Below are 17,389 nucleotides of genomic sequence, written 5' to 3'. Positions count from 1 at the left end.
GGCCGTCGCGGCCGGTCGGTGGGCCGGCGCGACCGAGGGCGACGCGCGGCTGGCTGCGTGCGGCTCAGTCGTCGGCCGGTTCGGCGCCGTCGCCGAGGTCGAACTCGACGTTGTGGGCGGGCTGGTGTGCCAGTCCCGCCTCGTCGAGCGTCTCCCAGACGACGTCCGGCGTCATCGGCATCTCCACGTGGGAGACGCCGGCGTGGCTCATCGCGTCGACGACGGCGTTGACGATCGCCGGCGGCGACCCGACCGTGGGCGACTCGCCGACGCCCTTCGCGCCGATCGGGTGGTGCGGCGACGGCGTGACGGTGTGTCCCGTCTCGAAGTTCGGGATCTCGTTGGCCGTCGGCAGCAGGTAGTTCATGAAGTCGCCGCCGGTGACGTTGCCGTTGTCGTCGTAGGTGACCTTCTCTAACATCGCGGTGCCGATCCCCTGCGCGAGTCCGCCGTGGATCTGCCCCTCGATGATCATCGGGTTGATGCGGTTCCCGCAGTCGTCGACCGCGACGAACTTCTCGAAGTCGACCTCGCCGGTCTCGCGGTCGACCTCGACGACGACGATGTACGAGCCGAACGGGTACGTCATCTCCGGCGGGTCGTAGTAGTTCACGGCCTCCAGCCCGGGCTCCTCGTCGCCGGGGTGGTTCATGTAGGCGCCGGCCGCGATCTCCGTGATGGTGATCGAGCGGTCGGGCGCGCCGGCGACGTGGAACTCGCCGGACTCGCGGTCCCACTCGATGTCCTCCTCGGCGGCCTCCAGCTCGTTGGCGGCGATCGACTTCGCCTTGTCGCGCACCTTGCGCGCGGCGACGGCGGCGGCCGCGCCCGCGACGGGCGTCGACCGCGAGCCGTACGTCCCGAGCCCGTACGGCTCGGTGTCGGTGTCGCCGTGCTCGACCGTAATCGAGTCCACGTCCATCCCGAGCTCCTCGGCGACGATCTGCGCGAAGGTGGTCTCGTGGCCCTGCCCCTGCGTCTGGACGCCGACCCGCAACACGGCGTTGCCGGTCGGGTTCACGCGCAGGTCCGCGGAGTCGAACATCTCGATGCCGGCGATGTCGCACTGCTTGCCGGGCCCGGCGCCGACGACCTCCGTGAACGAGGAGATGCCGATGCCGATGAGCTTGTCCGCGTCCTCGTCGATCCGTCGCTGCTGCTCCTCGCGGTAGTGCTCGTAGTCGGCCATCTCCAGGGCCTTGTCGAGCGCCTTCTCGTAGTTCCCGGAGTCGTAGTTCCAGCCCGTCGCCGACTCGTACGGGAACGCGTCCGAGGGGATGAAGTTCCGCCGGCGTATCTCCGCCGGGTCCAGGTCGAGCTCGTCGGCGAGCACCTTCACCATGCGCTCGATGAGGTACACCGCCTCCGTGACGCGGAACGAGCACCGGTAGGCGACGCCGCCGGGCGCGGTGTTGGTGAACGCGGCCGTCAGCGACCCGTACGCGGCCTCGATATCGTACGAGCCGGTGAAGATGTTGAAGAAGCCGGCCGGGAACTTCGACGGCTGGGCCGCCGCGTTGTACGCGCCGTGGTTGGCGAGCACGTCGACCTTGACGCCCTCGATGACGCCGTCCTCGGTGGCGGCGAGCTCGCCGGTCATGTCGTAGTCGCGGGCGAACCCGGTCGTCTGGATGTTCTCGGAGCGCTCTTCGATCCACTTCACCGGCTGTTCGAGGACGTACGACGCCGCCGCGGCGACGACGTACCCCGGGTAGATCGGTACCTTGTTGCCGAACCCGCCGCCGACGTCGGGGCTCACGATCCGGACCTTATGCTCCGGGATCCCCGACACCTGCGAGAACAGGGTGCGGTGGGCGTGGGGCGCCTGCGACGTCATGTGGACGGTCATCTTGTCCATCCCGGGGTCCCAGTCGGCGACCGCGCCGCACGTCTCGATCGGCGCGGGGTGAAGCCGCTGGTACAGCATGTCCTCCTCGACGGTGACGTCGGCCTGGTCGAACACCTCGTCGGTGGCCTCCTCGTCGCCCGTGTCCCAGTCGAAGATGTGGTTGTCCTCCTGGTCGTCGAGCTCGTCGCGGACCAGCGGCGCGTCCGCTTCGAGCGCCTCCTCGGCGTCGACGACGGGGTCGAGCACGTCGTAGTCGACCTCGACCTTCTCGGCCCCGTCCTTCGCCGCGTAGCGGTCCTTCGCGATGACGGCCGCGACCTCCTGCGACTGGAACTTCACCTTGTCGTTGACGAGCACGTCCTGCGTGTCGTCCATCAGCGTCGGCATCGTCGCGAGGTCGTGCTCCAGTAAGTCCTCGGCCGTCAGCACGGCGACGACGTCGTCCATCGCCTCGGCGCGGGAGCCGTCGATCTCCTCGATCCGGGCGTGGGCGTGTGGGCTCCGGACGATCTCGCAGTGGAGCATGCCCGGCTTCTTGATGTCGTCGACGTAGTTGCCGCGGCCGGTGATGAAGCGCTTGTCCTCCTTGCGCGTCACCTCCTCGCCCATGCCGCCGCGGCCGTGGCCGCAGTGTTTCTCCGGGTCGGGTCCGCCGTCCTCGTCGTGCTGATACTCCGTTTCCGCGTCCGGCGTGTCTGGTTCGCTACTCATTTGGTGTCACCTCGGTCGGTCGCATCGGCGCCCGCGTCGGCGTCGCCCGTGACGTCCGCGTCGCCAGTGCCGTCCGCGTCGTCCGCGTCATCGAGGAGCGCGTCGCGGTCGAACGGGTCCGCCTCGTCGGGGCCGCCGCAGCAGTCCTCGCGGCCGCAGAACGTGTCCGCGTCGCCGCCGAACTCGGGGGCCGCGTGGCCGCCCTCGGGCGACGCCGCGGGCCCCCCGTCCGTCGCTCCGTCGACCGCGACCGCGCCGCCGTCGGCGGCGGCCCGGTTCTCCAGCTCCGCGGCCGCGTACTCGATCGAGCGGACGATGTTCTGGTAGCCGGTACAGCGACAGAGGTTGCCGCTGATCGCGTCGCGGATCGTCTCCTCGTCCGGGTCCGGATGCTCGTCGAGCAGCGCCTTGCCCGCCATCAGCATCCCCGGGGTGCAGTAGCCGCACTGCAGGCCGTGCTCCTCCCGGAACCCCTCCTGGAGCGGGTGGATGTCGTCGGCCTCGGGGAGGTCCTCCATCCCCTCGACGGTGAGGATCTCCGCCCCGTCGGCCTGCGCGGCGAACATCAGACAGGACTTGATCGGCTCGCCGTCCTTCAGCACGGTGCAGGCGCCGCAGTTGCCCGTGTCACAGCCGATGTGCGTGCCCGTCATGTCCAGGTCCTCTCGGATCGCGTGGACGAGCAGGCGCCGCGGCTCGACCTCGACCGTGTGCTCGGTGCCGTTGACCGTCAGCGTGATCTCGCGTTCGTCAGTCACTGTGTGACCCTCCGTTCGACCGTCACCGTGCCAGCGCGCTCGGCGGCGTCGCCCAGCGCGCGCTGGGTGAGGACGTCGACCATCCGCTCCTTGTAGTCGGCGCCGCCGTGTTCGTCAGACTCCGGATTCGACTGCTCGGCGGCCAGTTCGCCCGCCGTCGCGAACAGGTCGGGGCTGGGCCGCTCGCCTTCGAGGTGCTCCTCGGCGTCCGTCGCCCGCGCGTTCGTGATGTCGACGGCGGTCATTCCGATCCCGGCCGACTCGATGACGCCGTCGTCGTCGAAGACGAGCCGGACGCCGACGCCCGCCATCGCGTAGTCGCCGGTCTTGCGCTTCAGCTTGTGGTACGCGCTCCCCTCGTTCGGCCCGGGCTCGGGGACGCGGATCTCGGTGATCAGCTCCTGCTCGCCGAGCGTCGTGTCGTACGGGAGCAGGAAGAACTCGTCCGCCGGGACCGCCCGGTCTCCGTCCGGACCGGTGGCGATCACCTCGCCCTCGTGGGCGAGGAGGATGCTCCCCCAGTCGCCCTTCGGGTCGGCCTGCGCGACGGAGCCGACGACCGTGCCGCGGTTCCGGATCTGCGGGTCGGCGACCAGCGGCGCGGCGTCGGCGAAGCTGCCGTACTTCTCGTCGATCAGGTCCGAGTCCTCGACGTCGGCGTGGCGCGCGAGCGCGCCGAGCCGGAGGGAGCCGTCCTCCTCGCGGAGGTAGTCGAGCGAGTCGATGCCGTTGATGTCGACGACCACGTCGGGGTTCGCGAGCCGGAACCGCAGCATCGGTACGAGGCTCTGTCCCCCGGCGAGGATCGTCGGGTCGTCGAGGCTCTCCAACAGGCTGACCGCCTCGTCGACCGTCTCGGGTTCGTGGTGCTCGAACGGTGCGGACTTCATCCGAACATCCCCCGGATCTTGTCCGTGACCCCCGAGTCCGTCTCCTCGACGTCGGTCATCTGCGACTCGATCGAGGTGAAGAAGTTGTTCACGATCTTGTTGGCGACCGGGTTGATGACGCGGCCGCCGAGCTGCGCGATCCGACCGGAGATGTCGGCCTCGGTCCACCACTCGATTTGGGAGCCGTCGCCGTCCTCTTGGGGATGGATGTGCATCCCGGAGTTCATGCTGAAGCTGCTCCCGCTCGCGGAGCCGGAGCCGGTGGCCGTCATCTCGAAGGTCTCCTCGTCGCGGTCCTCGATCGTCACCGTCGTCTCGAACTTCGGCTTCACGCTGCCGACGCCGACCTGCATCAGCGCCGCGTAGTCCTGCCCGGCCCGGAACGCCCGGGCGGCGACGTCGTCGGCCTCCGCCTCCGGCAGCGTCGGGACGTCCTCCTCCGCCTCGTAGGAGTCCCACTCGAACGAGTCGTCCATCGGGGTGATGTACTTACACCCCTTCAGCGAGTCGCGCACCGCGACCGGGTCCGAGAGGACGACCCACGCCTTCTCCGGCGGGACGCCGTCGAGCTCGAACTCGCCGTCGAACTCCATCAGCGACACCCCCCGGTCGCCGCTTCCGCCGTCGTTCGACCGTCCGTCACCGTCATCTTTTATACCCCCCTACTATGAGCATACTATTACCACGGCAATGATACTCTGTACCATCATAATAAACCTTATTGACCATGAAGGATCGCCCGGATGCGCCGATATCGACCGCGAACGACGCGGAGGAAGCGGATGAACGGTACCGACGACGAACCTGACGGCGACGGGCGTGTCGACGACGAGGGCGACGGAGACGGGCGTGTCGACGACGGGGGCGACGGGGACAACGGCCACGGTCACGGCGAGATCACCCCGCTGAGAGCCGCCGCGGAGCGCGTCCGCGACCTCCGCGAGGAGTGGCTCGACCGGTGGGACGTCGAGTCGGTCTCGCTCGATCGGGTCTCCGGTCGCACCCTCGCGGAGCCCGTCGACGCCCCCGACGACGTGCCGGCCCGGAGCCACGCCACGATGGACGGCTACGCCTTCGACGCGACCGAGGGGTACCCGTACGAGCTGGTCGACCGGGAGGTGTTCCCGGAGTCCGACCCGTCCGCGCTCGGCGACGGCGAGGCCGTCCGTATCTTCACGGGCGCGCCGCTTCCCGCCGGGGCCGACGCCGTCCTCAAGCAGGAGCAGGCGACCGTGGAGGACGGCCGGCTCGACGGCTCGCCGACCGAGCCCGGCACGTACGTCTACGAGCGCGGCAGCAACGTCGCGGCCGGCGAGCGGCTGTTCGCGGCCGGCGAGCGGCTCGGCGCGAAGGACGCGGTCCTGCTCGGCGACCTCGGGATCGACGAGGTCCCGGTCGTCGAGCGGCTCTCGGTCGGCCTGCTGGCGACAGGCACGGAGATCCACGAGGGGCGCCACACGGACCTCGACTCGCCGATGCTCGCGGGGCTCGTCCGCGGGTGGGGCGCGGAGGCGACGTACGAGGGCACCGTCCCCGACGAGTACGAGCGCGTCAGGGACCGGATCGCCGGGCTCGCCGCCGGCCACGACGTCGTGATGACGACCGGGGGCACGAGCGTCGGCGACAAGGATTACGTCGTCCGGGCGCTCCGCGAACTCGGCACCGTGCACTTCCACCGGGTCGCGCTGCGACCGGGCAAGCCGATCGCGGTCGCGACGCTCGACGACCGCGACGCCGTCGTCTTCGCGATCCCCGGCAAGCCGGTCGGCGCGCACGCCGTGACCTCGCTGGTCGCGCGCCCCTTCTTCACCGGGAACACCGCGCTCCCGACCGTCGACGCCGCGGTGACGAGCGACGTCGGCATCTCCGTCCCGGGGTTCACCTACGCCGTCCCGGTGACGCTCGACGGGGGCGAGGCGACGCCGCTCGGCCACGTCGACTCGCCGCTCGCCGTCTACGACGAGACGTTCGACCCGAGCGTGCTCTCGTCGAGCACGCGGGCGACGCGCGCCGACGGGTTCGTGCTCACCGAGTCGGCGCTGTCGGCCGGCGAGGCGGTCGACGTCGTCCCGTACCCCGTCGTCGAGCGATGACCGACGAGGGGCTCCCGCTCGCGACGCCGCCGTTCCAGGGGGAGGGCACCGCTCGGGCCCGAGTCGCCGGCGTGCTGCTCGCCGCGGGGACGAGCAGCCGCTTCGGCGACGCCAACAAGCTCCTCGCGACCGTCGACGGCGAGCCGGTGGTCCGACGCGCCGCTCGGACGCTGGTCGACGCCGGGCTGGACCCGGTGGTCGTCGTCGTCGGACACGAGGCCGGTCGAGTCCGGGCGGCCGTCGCCGATCTCCCCGTGGAAACCGTCGACAACGACGCGTACGAGGCGGGGCAGTCGACCTCGGTCCGAGCCGGGATCGACGCGCTTCGGGAGGGAGAAGACGGCACCGGAGGAGGGGCGGACGTCGACGCCGCGGTCATCGCGCTCGGCGACATGCCGTTCGTCGACCCGGAGACCGTCGAGACGCTCGTCGCGGCGCACGCCGCGGGCGCCGGCGACGCCCTCGCGGCCGCCCACGAGGGGGACCGGGGGAACCCCGTGCTGTTCGACCGGCGGTTCTTCGACCGGCTCGCCGACGTCGACGGGGACGTGGGGGGCCGCGAGATCCTGCTCGCGGACGACGCGAGCGCGCTCGTCGCCGTCGACGACCCGGGGGTCCGCCGAGACGTGGACCGGCCGACCGACCTCCCGGAGGGCGGTTCGGGGGACGGCTGATCGACCGAGCGGGAGGCGGCTGATCGACCGACCGAGGGACGGGCGACGGCCGCGACTCGCCCGGGTTCCGAGCGCGGTTCGACCGGCCGGCGTCTACTCCTCGGGCGTCGATTTCTTGACCACGATGTTCCCGTCCTCGACGTGCCACTCCACGCGGTCGCCGGCGCCGACGTCGAGGAAGTTTCGAACGGGCTTCGGGACCGTCGTCAGGTTCTTTTCCGACACTTTGGTGTCCGTGAGGTTACCCATCGATCTCCACCTTACGGCGTAGCGGGGACATAGTTTACGCTACGGTAGCGCGTAGCGGCGACGAGCGGAGATCGGGTGGCGGCCTCCGGAACGCGCTCGGAAGTCAGACGGCGGAGTTCCAGCGGTGGGCGCCCCCCTCGGAGGCCCGGTCGAAGTCCAAGTCGAACCGGTCCGATTCGATCAGTACCGGCCCCGGGACGTAGAGGTCGGTCTCGGCGTCCGCGCCGACGTCGACGGCGGCGAGCAGGTCGCGCTCACACATCGTCTCCAACACGTCGCTGACGGTGCGCTCGCGGCCCTCGATCAGGTTCGCCTCCTCGATCACGGCGTCGACGGTGACGCGCCCCTCTAACATCGCCAACCGGATCGCCGATACCCACGCCGGCTCGCGCTTCATCTCCCGACACACGATACAGTACTACATGTCAGGGGTCATTATAAAATTACTCACCTGAGCGATAGAATCAATCGGACGGCACGGCCGCGGCGGGTGCGGTTCGGGAGTCGTCCCGGTCGGTAGACGTATGCCGAATCGAGGCGAACCGACGGGCGATGACGGACTCACCGTCGACAAACGATCTGGCGACCGCCTTCGACGAGGGCGACGTCGCGCTCGCCGCGCTCGAGAACGCGTACAGCCCGCGGCTCGTGGAGCTCGACGGCGACCTCGACCTCGACGTCGTCTGACTGGACCTCGAACACGGCGGCCCCGATCCGTGGGACGCGGGCCGGATCGAGGACCTGCTCCGCGCGGCCGAGGCGACCGACACGGAGCTGCTCGTGCGGCTCCCGAGCACCGACCCGGCCCTCGTCCGGAAGGCGCTCGACCCGGGCGTGCGGAACGTGTTCCTCCCGCGCGTCGAGGGTCCGGAGGAGGTGCGGGCGGCGGTCAAGTCGGCGCGGTTCGAGTACGGCGGCGAGCCGGGGGACCGCGGGCTGGGCTCGCCGCGGGCCCGCCGCTGGGGGCTCGCCGACGGCTACATCGCGACCGAGGACGCGGAGGCGCTCGTCGGCGCGACGATCGAGACCGAGGCGGCCGTCGCGAACCTCGACGACATCCTCGCGGTCCCGGAGCTCGGCTTCGTCTTCGTCGGGCCGTTCGACCTGTCGGTCTCGCTCGGCCATCCCGGCGAGATCGGCCATCCGGAGGTCCGGGAGGCTGTCGAGACGGTCCGGTCGAAGGCCGTCGCCGCGGACGTGCCCCTCGGCGGGCTCGGGTTCGACGCGGACGACGTCGACGAGAAGGCGGCGAACGGCTACCAGCTGCTGAATCTCGGGAGTACGACCGGAGCGCTCAAGGGAGCCGTGACGGGCTGGCTCGACGGCTACGAGACCGACCGGTAGGCGCGACCCGGGCGGCCTACGACGGGGATCCGATCACCGGGGCCCGGTGGCGTCTGGCCCGATACGTGTCGTTAGACTGATTTTTACTCATCCGCTGTCGCTCGCGGGTACGCCGCCCGACAGGCCAAATTCTTTATACCACTGTTCGTATACCCACCCGTGTCGCTCCCACGTCTTCGGATCCGTCCGCAGCACGGAGTCTGCGCGCTGGGGGCGCTCTGTTTCGGGCTTGGCCTCGCTCACCTCGCGACCGAGGGCGAGGGGCTCGGGACGGGACTGGAGGCGTTCGTGATCTGCGGTATCGCCCTCTTGGTGGTCGCGACGGCGTACAAGCTTCCGAACCGGCCGATATCCCGCTCGGGGAAGTGGCGGGCGCTGCGGTTGGCGGTCACCGTGGCCGGGTCGTTCGCCCTCCTCGCGTTCGCCGTCTGGCTGATATGGGCGGTGGAGGGACAGGAGGGGGAGCTCTCCTTCCTCCTCGCGTTCGCGACCGCGCTCGGCTCCGCGGTCGGGATCCGGGGCGGGCTGTACGCGGTCGAGGCCGACGAGCGGCTCAGCGAGGCCCGCGACCTGACGAAGCTGCTGACGATCAACCAGCGCGTGCTGCGGCACAACCTCCGCAACGAGCTCTGCGTCGCGCTCGGCAACTTGGACAGGATCGAACGGCGCGACCACGGCCCGGAGACGGCCGAGGACGTGCGAACCGCGCGGACGCACCTGAACGGTCTCCTCGAGACGACCGACCGCACGCGGGAGATCGTCTCGATCTGGAACACCGACCAGCGCGAGACGTTCCGCCTCCGGGAGCTCTTGGAGGAGCGGATCGACGCGGTCGCGGCGGCGTATCCGGACGTGTCGATCGGGACCGAGTTCGACGGCGACCCGCGCGTGTCGTCGCACCCGGCGCTTCCGACGGCGATCGAGGAGGCGCTCCGCAACGCGGCCGAGCACACGCCGACCGACGTCGCGGTCACCGTCACGCTCCGCACCGACCGGACGGGAGCGGCGGTCGTGGAGGTCGCCGACACCGGAGCGGGGATCCCGGGGTACGAGGTGGACGCGATCGAGGGCTCGGCGGAGACGGCGCTCGTCCACACGCAGGGGCTCGGGCTCTGGATAATCTACTGGACCGTCGAGACGTCGGACGGGACGTTCGAACTGCTGGAGAACGAGCCGACCGGGACCGTCCTCCGGATCACGCTGCCGACCGCGGAGGAGGCCTGACCGACTCCGCCCCCGACCGGCGGCAAGGGCGGCGTCGCGGCAGCGTCGCGGCGCGCGGTTCGGTCGAGCGGACCAATATTGTGTTAATCACGCAAACATCTAAGTCGGCACGGACCGTACGTGGCGCCGATGGCCGAAGAGATCGAGGAGATCCGACGACGGAAGCTCGAGGAGCTTCGGAACCGAGACGGGACGGAAGCGACCGACGAGACGGAGTCGACGAGTCCCTCCGAGCCCGTTCCGGTCGCCGGGAAGGCGGAACTGAGCGAGACCGTCTCCGAGCGGTCGGTCGTGTTGGTCGACTTCTACGCCGACTGGTGCGGCCCGTGCCAGATGCTCGAACCGGTCGTCGAGTCGATCGCCGCCGAGACCGACGCGACCGTGGCGAAGGTGGACGTCGACGCGAACCAGGGGCTCGCCGCCGAGTACGGCGTCCGCGGCGTCCCGACGCTCCTGCTGTTCGCCGACGGGGAGCAGGTCGAGCGCCTCGTCGGAATGCAGGACGAGTCGCGCCTCCGCTCCGCGATCGAGGAGCACGCGTGAGCAGTCCGGACCGATGAACGGATCCGAACCGAGTCGGGGGCTCGGTCGCCGATGAGCGACGCGCCGCCGGTCGCGCACGTCCGAGACGACCGCGCCGAGCTGACCGACCTCGCGCTCGACCTCCTCGCGGTCGACAGTTCGAACCCGCCGGGCGACACGCGAGCGGTGGTCGACGCGATCGAGCGATTCCTCGACCCCCTTCCGGTCGATGTCGAGCGCTTCGCGGTCGACCCGGCGAAGCCGAACCTCCTCGTTCGCGTCGCCGGGGAGTCCGACCGGACCCTGCTGTACAACGGCCACCTCGACACGGTGCCGTTCGACGCCGGCGCGTGGACCCGCGACCCGCTCGGCGAGCTCGCGGACGACCGCGTCTACGGCCGCGGCGCGACCGATATGAAGGGCGCCGTGGCGTCGATGCTGTTCGCGGTCCGGGCGTTCGCGGTGACCGACGCCGAGCCGCCGGTCGACCTGCTGTTCGCGCTCGTGAGCGACGAGGAGGTCGGCGGCGACGCGGGACTGCCGGCGTTGTTGGAGGCCGGGCGCCTCGACGCGGACGCCTGCGTGATCGGCGAGCCCACCTGCGAGGCGGGCCGGCACTCGGTCACGGTCGCCGACCGCGGCAGCATCTGGCTGACGCTCGCGGCGAGCGGCGAGGGGGCTCACGGCTCCCGGCCGACCCTCGGTGTCAACGCGATCGACCGCCTCTACGGCGCCGTAGAGAAACTGCGCGACCGCTTCGGCTCCGAGCGGCTGGACGTCGGCGCCGACGTCGAGCCGATCGTCGAGGAGTCTGTCGACTACTACGCCCCGGCGATGGGCGAGGAGGCCGCCCGAGAGCTGTTCCGCTACCCCTCGATCAACCTCGGCGTCCTCGAGGGCGGCGACGGGATAAACAGCGTCCCGGAGTCGGCTCGGGCCGAGGTCGACGTGCGCCTGACCGCGGGCGTCTCGACGCCCGACGTGCTCTCCCGGATCCGGGCCTGCGTCGCCGGCTGCGAGGGCATAACGATCACCGACGTCTCGTGGAGCGTCGGCACCGCGGAGCCCTCCGGCAGCCCGCTGGTCGAGGCGGTGGCGTCGACGGCGGCCGACGTCACGGGCGAGCCCGTCTTCCGGCGGAGCGCGACGGGCGGCGGGGACGCGAAGACGCTCCGAAACGCCGGGATTCCGACCGTCGAGTTCGCGCTCGGAACCGACACCGTCCACGCCGCAGACGAGTACGTGCCCGTCGACGCGCTCGTCGGCAACGCCGTCGTCTACGCGCGGCTCCCGTCGGCGTGGGCGGCGGCGTCGGAGCGGTGAGGCGAATCGGGGTGAAGCCGGGTGACACGAGGTGATCTGACGCGGGCGTCCGCGTCGTACGAGTCGTCCGCGGCGCGCCTTGTCGACCGGTTTTTCACGGACTTGGAATTGAAGCGCAATACTAATGCCAACCGGCTCCAACTCACATCTATGACGGAGATAGAACCAGACGAGACCGTCGATTCCAGAGGCGCCGCCTGCCCCGGTCCTCTGATGGACCTCATCGGCGCGATCCGGGGCGTCGACTCCGGCGCGGTGATACGGCTCTTGAGCGACAACGAGCAGTCGCACACCGACGTCCCGGAGTGGGCCGAGGAGTCCGGGAACGAGCTGCTCGCCGTCGAAGAGCGCGACGACCACGCCGCGTTCTACGTGGAGAAAGCATGACGGAACGCATCGTCATCGTCGGCGGCGGGACCGGCGGTTCGGTCCTCGCGAACGACCTCGCCGACCGCCTCGAACCGGAGCTCGACGCCGGCGACGTGGAGGTCACCCTCGTCAACGACGGCCCCGAGCAGGTGTATAAGCCGGTGTGGCTGTACGTCCCCTTCGGTCAGCGCGAGCCGGCGGACGGCCGCCGGCGCCTCGACGAGCTGGTCGACGACGCGGTCGACCTCCGGATCGACCGCGTGAGCGACGTCGACACCGACGCCAAGCGGCTCCGGTTCGACGACGGCCCGTCGATGGAGTACGACTACCTCGTGTTAGCGACGGGGTCGACGCTGGAGCCCGAACGGATCCCCGGCCTCGCGGAGGGCGGACACGACTACTACAGCGAGTCGGGCGCGACCGAGCTCCGGGACGAGCTGCTGTCGTTCACCGAGGGCGAGATCGTGTTGAGCGTCGTCGGCACGCCCCACATGTGCCCCGCGGCGCCCCTCGAGTTCGTCTTCATGATCGACGACTGGTTCCGGAAGCGCGGGCTCCGCGAGGACGTCGAGGTCACCTACACGTACCCGATCCAGCGCGTCCACGGCAACCCCCACATCGCGGAGTGGGCGAGGCCGATCATGGACGAGCGCGGCATCGACGTGGAGACGTTCTTCAACGCCGAGTCGGTCGACCCCGACGCGGGGACGATCACCTCGATGGAGGGGACCGAGCTCGGCTACGACCTCCTCGTGTCGATCCCGCCGCACGCCGGCGTCGACCTGATCGAGGAGGCTGGGCTCGGCGACGACGGCTGGGTCGACGTGAATAAACACACGCTCGAGGCCGAGGCCGCGGACGACGTCTACGCGCTCGGCGACACCGCGGCCACCGGCGTTCCGAACGCCGGCAGCGTGGCGCACTACCAGGCCGGGGTCGTCGGGGAGCGGCTCGCCAGCGACGTCCGCGGGCGGCCGGCGACCGCCACCTACGACGGCAAGACGCTGTGCTTCATCGAGACGGGCATGGACGCGGCCTCGTTCGTCGAGTTCGACTACGAGAACCCGCCGTCGCCGGCGCCGCCCTCGCAGAAGCTCCACTGGTCGAAGCTGGCGTACAACGAGTCGTACTGGCTCACCGCACGGGGGTTGCTCTGACCATGTCCGAAGAGCAGTTCTCCGAGCGGAGCGACCTCGAGGCGGCGATCGAGGAGAACCCGGAGGCCGTCGCCGAGTTCGTCGAGCGGCTCGACGCCGTCAACGAGCTGCTCGACGTGCTCTCGCTCGGGGAGAACGCGCTCGACGACGAGATGGTCCGCGAGCTGTCGGCGACGGGCGCGACCCTCGCGGAGTCCGCGGACGGGATCGCGACCGACGAGACGGTCGGGCTGGCCGCGGCGGTCGGCGAGAACGGCGACGAACTGCGCGAGGCGCTCGAGACGCTGACCGAGCTCCAGCGGAGCGGCGCGTTGGACGAGCTGGCGGAGCTGGCGCAGGTCGGGTCGCTCGCGACGGCCGCCCTCGACGACGAGATGGTGACTTCGCTGGCCGGCACCGGGGCCGCGCTCGGCGAGGTCGCGCAGACGGCCGCGGACGACGACGCCCGCGACGGCGTGAAGACGATGCTCGACGGAGTCGGCGCCGCCCACCGGAGCGATCCCGAGCCGGTCGGCGCGCTCGGACTGGCACGGAGCATCCGCGACCCCGAGATCCAGTACGGGCTGGGCTACGTGCTCGCCGTCTCCAAGGCGATCGGTCGGGAGCGCGCCGACGGAGAGCGCTGAGGGGGCGCAGGCTCCGGCGACAGTTCTCGTATGCACGACCCGGCCGCGTACGGGTTCGGCTCCGACTGATCGAACTCGATTCGGACGACTCGGTTCAGCGGAGCCTACCGGAACGCGGGAGCGGGACGCAAAAGGGGGACGACGGGTATCGGGGGACGGAACGCCGGTCCGGAGAGCAGATCAGACGAGCAGTTGGATGTCGGCCTCGACCATGTCCTGCAGGGCCGTCGCGGCGCCGACGCCGGTGGTGACGCCGTCGTAGAAGTCGTCCTCGTCGTAGCCCATCAACTCGATGGTCATCTGACAGGCCTGGAACTCGACGCCCATGTCGAGGCTCGTCTCCAAGAGCTCCTGGACCGAGGCGGTGTCGTTGTCCTCGATCCGCTTTTCCATCATCCGCGTCGTCACGCGGTCCATCCCGGGGAGCGCGCCGACGACGTTCGGGACCGGCATGTTGGGGTTGCCGACGGAACTCATCTTGAGGCTCTTCGACCGCTCCTCATGCAGGATGTCGAGCCCCCAGAACGTGTGGAAGACGGTCACGTCGTAGCCGAAGGCGGCGGCGGTGCTGGCGAGGATCAGCGGCGGGTACGCCATGTCGAGGCTCCCCTTCGTGGCGATGATGCTCATCTTCTTCGCGTCGTCCTCGGCCGTGGCCTCGGCGAGCGACGCCTCCAGTTCGTCGACGCGCGCGGCGAGTTCGGCGCGGGAGGGGGCGTCGTCCGCCGCCGCGTCCGCGCCGTCCGGGGACGATGTGTCGGTACTCATCGTCACTCCGTCTTGCGGACGTAGTGTTTGTACACGTCGTCGCCTTCCTCCTGACCGACGAGTTCGACGCCGGCGGTACCCGAGGCCCAGCCGTCGATGTCGCTCATGCTTCCCGGGTCGGTCGCCAGCACTTCGAGGACCTGCTCTTCGGCCAGTTCGTCGATCGCGCCCTTCGTCTTCACGACCGGCATGGGACACGATGCGCCTTTCACGTCTAACGTCTCCGCGATATCGTATTCGGCACTCATTGGTTATCTGCTCCGTTGGTCTGTATTGGAGCTATTGCACAATACCCCCGCCACCGTTAAAAGAATGTTGTTTTTTGTGTTTGACGCGAACAACCAGTTACGCCGATAATTCCGCGGTGACACATGAGCCGCTTCCTAAACGTGTGAAGCGCATTATTTCGGTTTGTCTCCCGACTCTATATTGTGTGGTTGTTGAATTACTATGCGAACTCTTTTGTATTCCCGTCCGGTACAGTGAGGTGTACAACATGGACGCAGACGATTTCCCGACCCCGGATGTCGAAGTCGAGACGATCGAACCGGAAGCGCTGAAAGGACGCATCGACGCGGGCGAAGACCTGACGCTGCTCGACACGCGGATGGGCTCCGACTACGAGGAGTGGCGCATCGACGGCGAGAACGTCACCTCCATCAACGTCCCGTACTACGAGTTCCTCGACGACGAGATCGACGAGGACGTCCTCGACCGGATCCCCGAGGACCGCGAGGTGACCGTCCTGTGCGCGAAGGGCGGCGCCAGCGAGTACGTCGCGGGGGAGCTCGCGGAGCGCGGCTACGACGTGAACCACCTCGAAGACGGCATGAACGGCTGGGCCGGTATCTACGAGACCGTCGAAGTCACCGGCTACGACGGCGCCGGCACGCTCCTGCAGTACCAGCGCCCCTCGTCCGGCTGTCTCGGGTACCTGCTCTACGACGACGGCGAGGCGGCGGTCATCGACCCGCTCCGCGCGTTCACCGACCGCTACCTCGACGACGCCGACGACCTCGGCGTCGAGCTGCGGTACGCGTTCGACACCCACGTCCACGCCGACCACATCTCGGGCGTGCGTGACCTCGACGAGGCGGGCGTCGAGGGCGTCATCCCCGCGGCCGCGGTCGACCGCGGCGTCACCTACGCCGACGAGCTGACCCAGGCCGAGGACGGCGACACCTTCGCGGTCGGCGACGCGGTGATCGAGACCGTCGCCACGCCCGGCCACACGACCGGGATGACCTCGTACCTCGTCGACGAGAGCCTGCTCGCGACCGGCGACGGGCTGTTCATCGAGAGCGTCGCTCGCCCGGACCTCGAAGAGGGCGACGACGGCGCGCCGGACGCGGCACGGACGCTCTACGAATCGCTTCAGGAGCGCGTCCTGCCGCTCCCCGACGACACGCTGATCGGGGGCGCCCACTTCAGCGACGCCGCGGTGCCGGCCGACGACGGCACGTACACCGCGCCGATCGGCGATCTCGTCGAGGAGATGGACGCGCTCACGATGGAGGAGGACGCGTTCGTCGAACTCATCCTCTCGGACATGCCGCCGCGGCCGGCCAACTACGAGGACATCATCGCGACGAACCTCGGGCAGAAGGCCGTCGACGACGACGAGGCGTTCACCCTCGAACTCGGCCCGAACAACTGCGCCGCGAGCCAGGAATCGCTCGCGGATGACTGAGACCGCCATCGATGCCTGACCCACTCGTCGCACAGGCGGCCGCCGACCTCTTCCCGAACGGGATCGGCCGGTACGCCGTCGGCGGACTGCTCGTCGGCCTCGGCGCGGTCGTGATATACGTCGGGACGGGGATCGCGGCCGGCGCGAGCACCTTCCTCGAGTCGACGCTGTCGTACGTGTCGGGGCAGTCGCGGTTCCGGCGGTACGTGAGCTCTCGCGACTGGCGCGTCGTGTTCACGCTCGGGATCGTCCTCGGCGGCGCGGCGTTCGCGGCGACGGTCCAGTCGGGCGTCATCACGACGTCGCTCTACCAGCCCGGAACCACCGGGCGGACGTACGAGCTCGCGGGCGTGACCCTGTGGCTGACCGACGTCCAGCCGTGGCGACTGTTCTTCGGCGGGATACTCGTCGGCATCGGAACCCGAATCGGGAAGGGGTGCACCTCGGGGCACGGCGTCTGCGGCGTCGGGTCGGCGTCGAAGACGTCGCTCGTCGGCGTGGCGACGTTCCTCGCGGTCGCGATCCTGACCGCACAGCTCGTCGCCGCGCTGGGGGTGAGTCCGTGATGTGCGAGACGCGAGGCGCGAACGGAGTGAGCGCCTCGGAGGGCGAACGGCGAACGGACGTGAGCCGCGAGACGCTCGCGTCTCGAACCGCGCGAACGGGAGCGACCGGAGGGAGCGACGCGTGAGCGACGAGAGACATCCCCTGTTCATGCCGCTGATCCTCGTCGGCGGCCTGATCTTCGGGTTCGGGCTCGGCTTCAGCCACATGGCGCGGCCGGAGGTCGTGCTGAACTTCCTCAGGTTCGAGGACTTCGGGCTGCTGTTCGTGATGTTCGGCGCGGCCGTCGTCTCCGGCGTCGCCTTCGCGGTGATGCCGCGGATCCGCGACGCCGCGCCGCTGACCGGCGACCGGTACGAACGGCGGCTGAAGCCCTTCGACCGCAACGTCGTGATCGGCGGCGCCGTCTTCGGCGTCGGCTGGGGCCTGTCGGGCATCTGTCCCGGCGCGGCGTACGCCAGCCTCGGCGTCGGCAACGTCACCATCCTCTGGGCGCTCGGCGGCATGTTCGTCGGCGCGTACCTCCAGGGGTACTGGCGGAGCAGGACCCGGGCGCGTGACGCCGCCGCGGCGGCGTC

At 69.9% G+C, this 17,389-nt stretch carries 20 protein-coding genes and 1 pseudogene; 13 read left to right on the top strand and 8 right to left on the bottom strand.

Features of this window, described 5'->3' with window-relative positions:
- Positions 1 to 64 precede the first annotated feature (64 nt).
- From DJ81_RS07320 to DJ81_RS07305, 4 genes are read right to left on the bottom strand one after another with little or no spacing between them, the layout of a single operon-like run.
- The gene (locus DJ81_RS07320; protein WP_094526052.1) at positions 65 to 2,560 is read right to left on the bottom strand and encodes an aerobic carbon-monoxide dehydrogenase large subunit; all 2,496 of its coding nucleotides are present in this window, start codon (positions 2,558 to 2,560) and stop codon (positions 65 to 67) included.
- On the bottom strand, positions 2,557 to 3,318 hold the full coding sequence (locus DJ81_RS19785) for a (2Fe-2S)-binding protein (protein WP_094524194.1): 762 nt from the start codon (positions 3,316 to 3,318) through the stop codon (positions 2,557 to 2,559). The genes DJ81_RS07320 and DJ81_RS19785 overlap by 4 nt, the downstream gene beginning before the upstream one ends.
- Complete coding sequence (locus tag DJ81_RS07310; RefSeq protein WP_094589132.1) at positions 3,315 to 4,208, bottom strand: xanthine dehydrogenase family protein subunit M; 894 nt, start codon at positions 4,206 to 4,208, stop codon at positions 3,315 to 3,317. The genes DJ81_RS19785 and DJ81_RS07310 overlap by 4 nt, the downstream gene beginning before the upstream one ends.
- A complete protein-coding gene (locus tag DJ81_RS07305) occupies positions 4,205 to 4,801 on the bottom strand; it encodes a CoxG family protein (RefSeq protein ID WP_094526063.1) in 597 nt (198 codons plus the stop codon). Before DJ81_RS07305 ends, DJ81_RS07310 begins: the two co-directional genes overlap by 4 nt.
- Positions 4,802 to 4,990: 189 nt before the next feature.
- Here DJ81_RS07305 and DJ81_RS07300 point away from each other — a divergent pair, with 189 nt between their 5' ends.
- Both DJ81_RS07300 and DJ81_RS07295 read left to right on the top strand, forming a co-directional pair.
- The gene (locus DJ81_RS07300; RefSeq protein ID WP_094526053.1) at positions 4,991 to 6,301 is read left to right on the top strand and encodes a molybdopterin molybdotransferase MoeA; all 1,311 of its coding nucleotides are present in this window, start codon (positions 4,991 to 4,993) and stop codon (positions 6,299 to 6,301) included.
- Positions 6,298 to 6,975 carry an NTP transferase domain-containing protein gene (locus DJ81_RS07295; RefSeq protein WP_094526054.1) on the top strand — a complete coding sequence of 226 codons (678 nt, stop codon included), beginning with the start codon at positions 6,298 to 6,300 and terminating at the stop codon, positions 6,973 to 6,975. Before DJ81_RS07300 ends, DJ81_RS07295 begins: the two co-directional genes overlap by 4 nt.
- Positions 6,976 to 7,068: 93 nt before the next feature.
- On the opposite strand, the gene DJ81_RS18750 is transcribed toward DJ81_RS07295, so the two are convergent.
- Both DJ81_RS18750 and DJ81_RS07290 read right to left on the bottom strand, forming a co-directional pair.
- Entirely contained in the window at positions 7,069 to 7,224 is a 156-nt protein-coding gene (locus tag DJ81_RS18750; RefSeq protein WP_141212549.1) for an AbrB/MazE/SpoVT family DNA-binding domain-containing protein, read from the bottom strand.
- Between the two features lie 103 nt (positions 7,225 to 7,327).
- Positions 7,328 to 7,621, bottom strand: coding sequence for a hypothetical protein (locus tag DJ81_RS07290; RefSeq protein ID WP_198948045.1), 294 nt, complete (start codon positions 7,619 to 7,621; stop codon positions 7,328 to 7,330).
- Between the two features lie 155 nt (positions 7,622 to 7,776).
- On the opposite strand from DJ81_RS07290, the pseudogene DJ81_RS07285 reads away from it, so the two are divergent.
- The 7 genes and pseudogenes from DJ81_RS07285 to DJ81_RS07255 all read left to right on the top strand — a co-directional run bounded on the left by DJ81_RS07285 (position 7,777) and on the right by DJ81_RS07255 (position 13,789).
- Positions 7,777 to 8,568: pseudogene (locus DJ81_RS07285) on the top strand (HpcH/HpaI aldolase/citrate lyase family protein).
- A gap of 159 nt (positions 8,569 to 8,727) precedes the next feature.
- Positions 8,728 to 9,792, top strand: coding sequence for a HAMP domain-containing sensor histidine kinase (locus tag DJ81_RS07280; RefSeq protein WP_249269099.1), 1,065 nt, complete (start codon positions 8,728 to 8,730; stop codon positions 9,790 to 9,792).
- Between the two features lie 129 nt (positions 9,793 to 9,921).
- Entirely contained in the window at positions 9,922 to 10,335 is a 414-nt protein-coding gene (trxA, locus tag DJ81_RS07275; protein ID WP_094526056.1) for a thioredoxin, read from the top strand.
- 51 nt (positions 10,336 to 10,386) lie between these two features.
- Positions 10,387 to 11,637, top strand: a complete 1,251-nt coding sequence (locus DJ81_RS07270; RefSeq protein ID WP_094589130.1) for a M20 family metallopeptidase — start codon at positions 10,387 to 10,389, stop codon at positions 11,635 to 11,637.
- Between the two features lie 150 nt (positions 11,638 to 11,787).
- On the top strand, positions 11,788 to 12,024 hold the full coding sequence (locus tag DJ81_RS07265; RefSeq protein ID WP_094524188.1) for a sulfurtransferase TusA family protein: 237 nt from the start codon (positions 11,788 to 11,790) through the stop codon (positions 12,022 to 12,024).
- On the top strand, positions 12,021 to 13,163 hold the full coding sequence (locus tag DJ81_RS07260) for an NAD(P)/FAD-dependent oxidoreductase (protein ID WP_094524187.1): 1,143 nt from the start codon (positions 12,021 to 12,023) through the stop codon (positions 13,161 to 13,163). The genes DJ81_RS07265 and DJ81_RS07260 overlap by 4 nt, the downstream gene beginning before the upstream one ends.
- A gap of 2 nt (positions 13,164 to 13,165) precedes the next feature.
- Positions 13,166 to 13,789: a DUF1641 domain-containing protein gene (locus DJ81_RS07255; protein ID WP_094524186.1), complete on the top strand. Its 624-nt coding sequence runs from the start codon at positions 13,166 to 13,168 to the stop codon at positions 13,787 to 13,789.
- Between the two features lie 180 nt (positions 13,790 to 13,969).
- Here the strand turns inward: DJ81_RS07255 and DJ81_RS07250 are convergent, their stop codons facing one another.
- Together DJ81_RS07250 and DJ81_RS07245 are read right to left on the bottom strand one after the other, a co-directional pair.
- Complete coding sequence (locus DJ81_RS07250; protein WP_094557726.1) at positions 13,970 to 14,557, bottom strand: DsrE/DsrF/DrsH-like family protein; 588 nt, start codon at positions 14,555 to 14,557, stop codon at positions 13,970 to 13,972.
- Between the two features lie 2 nt (positions 14,558 to 14,559).
- Positions 14,560 to 14,805, bottom strand: a complete 246-nt coding sequence (locus DJ81_RS07245) for a sulfurtransferase TusA family protein (RefSeq protein ID WP_094526060.1) — start codon at positions 14,803 to 14,805, stop codon at positions 14,560 to 14,562.
- Positions 14,806 to 15,053: 248 nt separating this feature from the next.
- Here DJ81_RS07245 and DJ81_RS07240 point away from each other — a divergent pair, with 248 nt between their 5' ends.
- The 4 genes from DJ81_RS07240 to DJ81_RS07230 form a co-directional block, all read left to right on the top strand.
- Positions 15,054 to 16,247 carry an MBL fold metallo-hydrolase gene (locus tag DJ81_RS07240; protein WP_094557729.1) on the top strand — a complete coding sequence of 398 codons (1,194 nt, stop codon included), beginning with the start codon at positions 15,054 to 15,056 and terminating at the stop codon, positions 16,245 to 16,247.
- A gap of 11 nt (positions 16,248 to 16,258) precedes the next feature.
- Positions 16,259 to 16,813, top strand: a complete 555-nt coding sequence (locus DJ81_RS07235; protein WP_094526061.1) for a YeeE/YedE family protein — start codon at positions 16,259 to 16,261, stop codon at positions 16,811 to 16,813.
- Entirely contained in the window at positions 16,813 to 16,938 is a 126-nt protein-coding gene (locus tag DJ81_RS19780; protein WP_254921924.1) for a hypothetical protein, read from the top strand. The genes DJ81_RS07235 and DJ81_RS19780 overlap by 1 nt, the downstream gene beginning before the upstream one ends.
- Positions 16,939 to 16,961: 23 nt before the next feature.
- A partial coding sequence (locus DJ81_RS07230) for a YeeE/YedE family protein (RefSeq protein WP_170938271.1) occupies positions 16,962 to 17,389 on the top strand: 428 nt, incomplete at its 3' end.

The sequence above is a fragment of the Halorubrum sp. Hd13 genome (genome assembly GCF_002252755.1).
Classification (GTDB): Archaea; Halobacteriota; Halobacteria; order Halobacteriales; family Haloferacaceae; genus Halorubrum.
The sequence above is the reverse complement of the archived record's forward strand: the minus strand, read 5'-3'. Positions and strand labels throughout refer to the sequence as shown.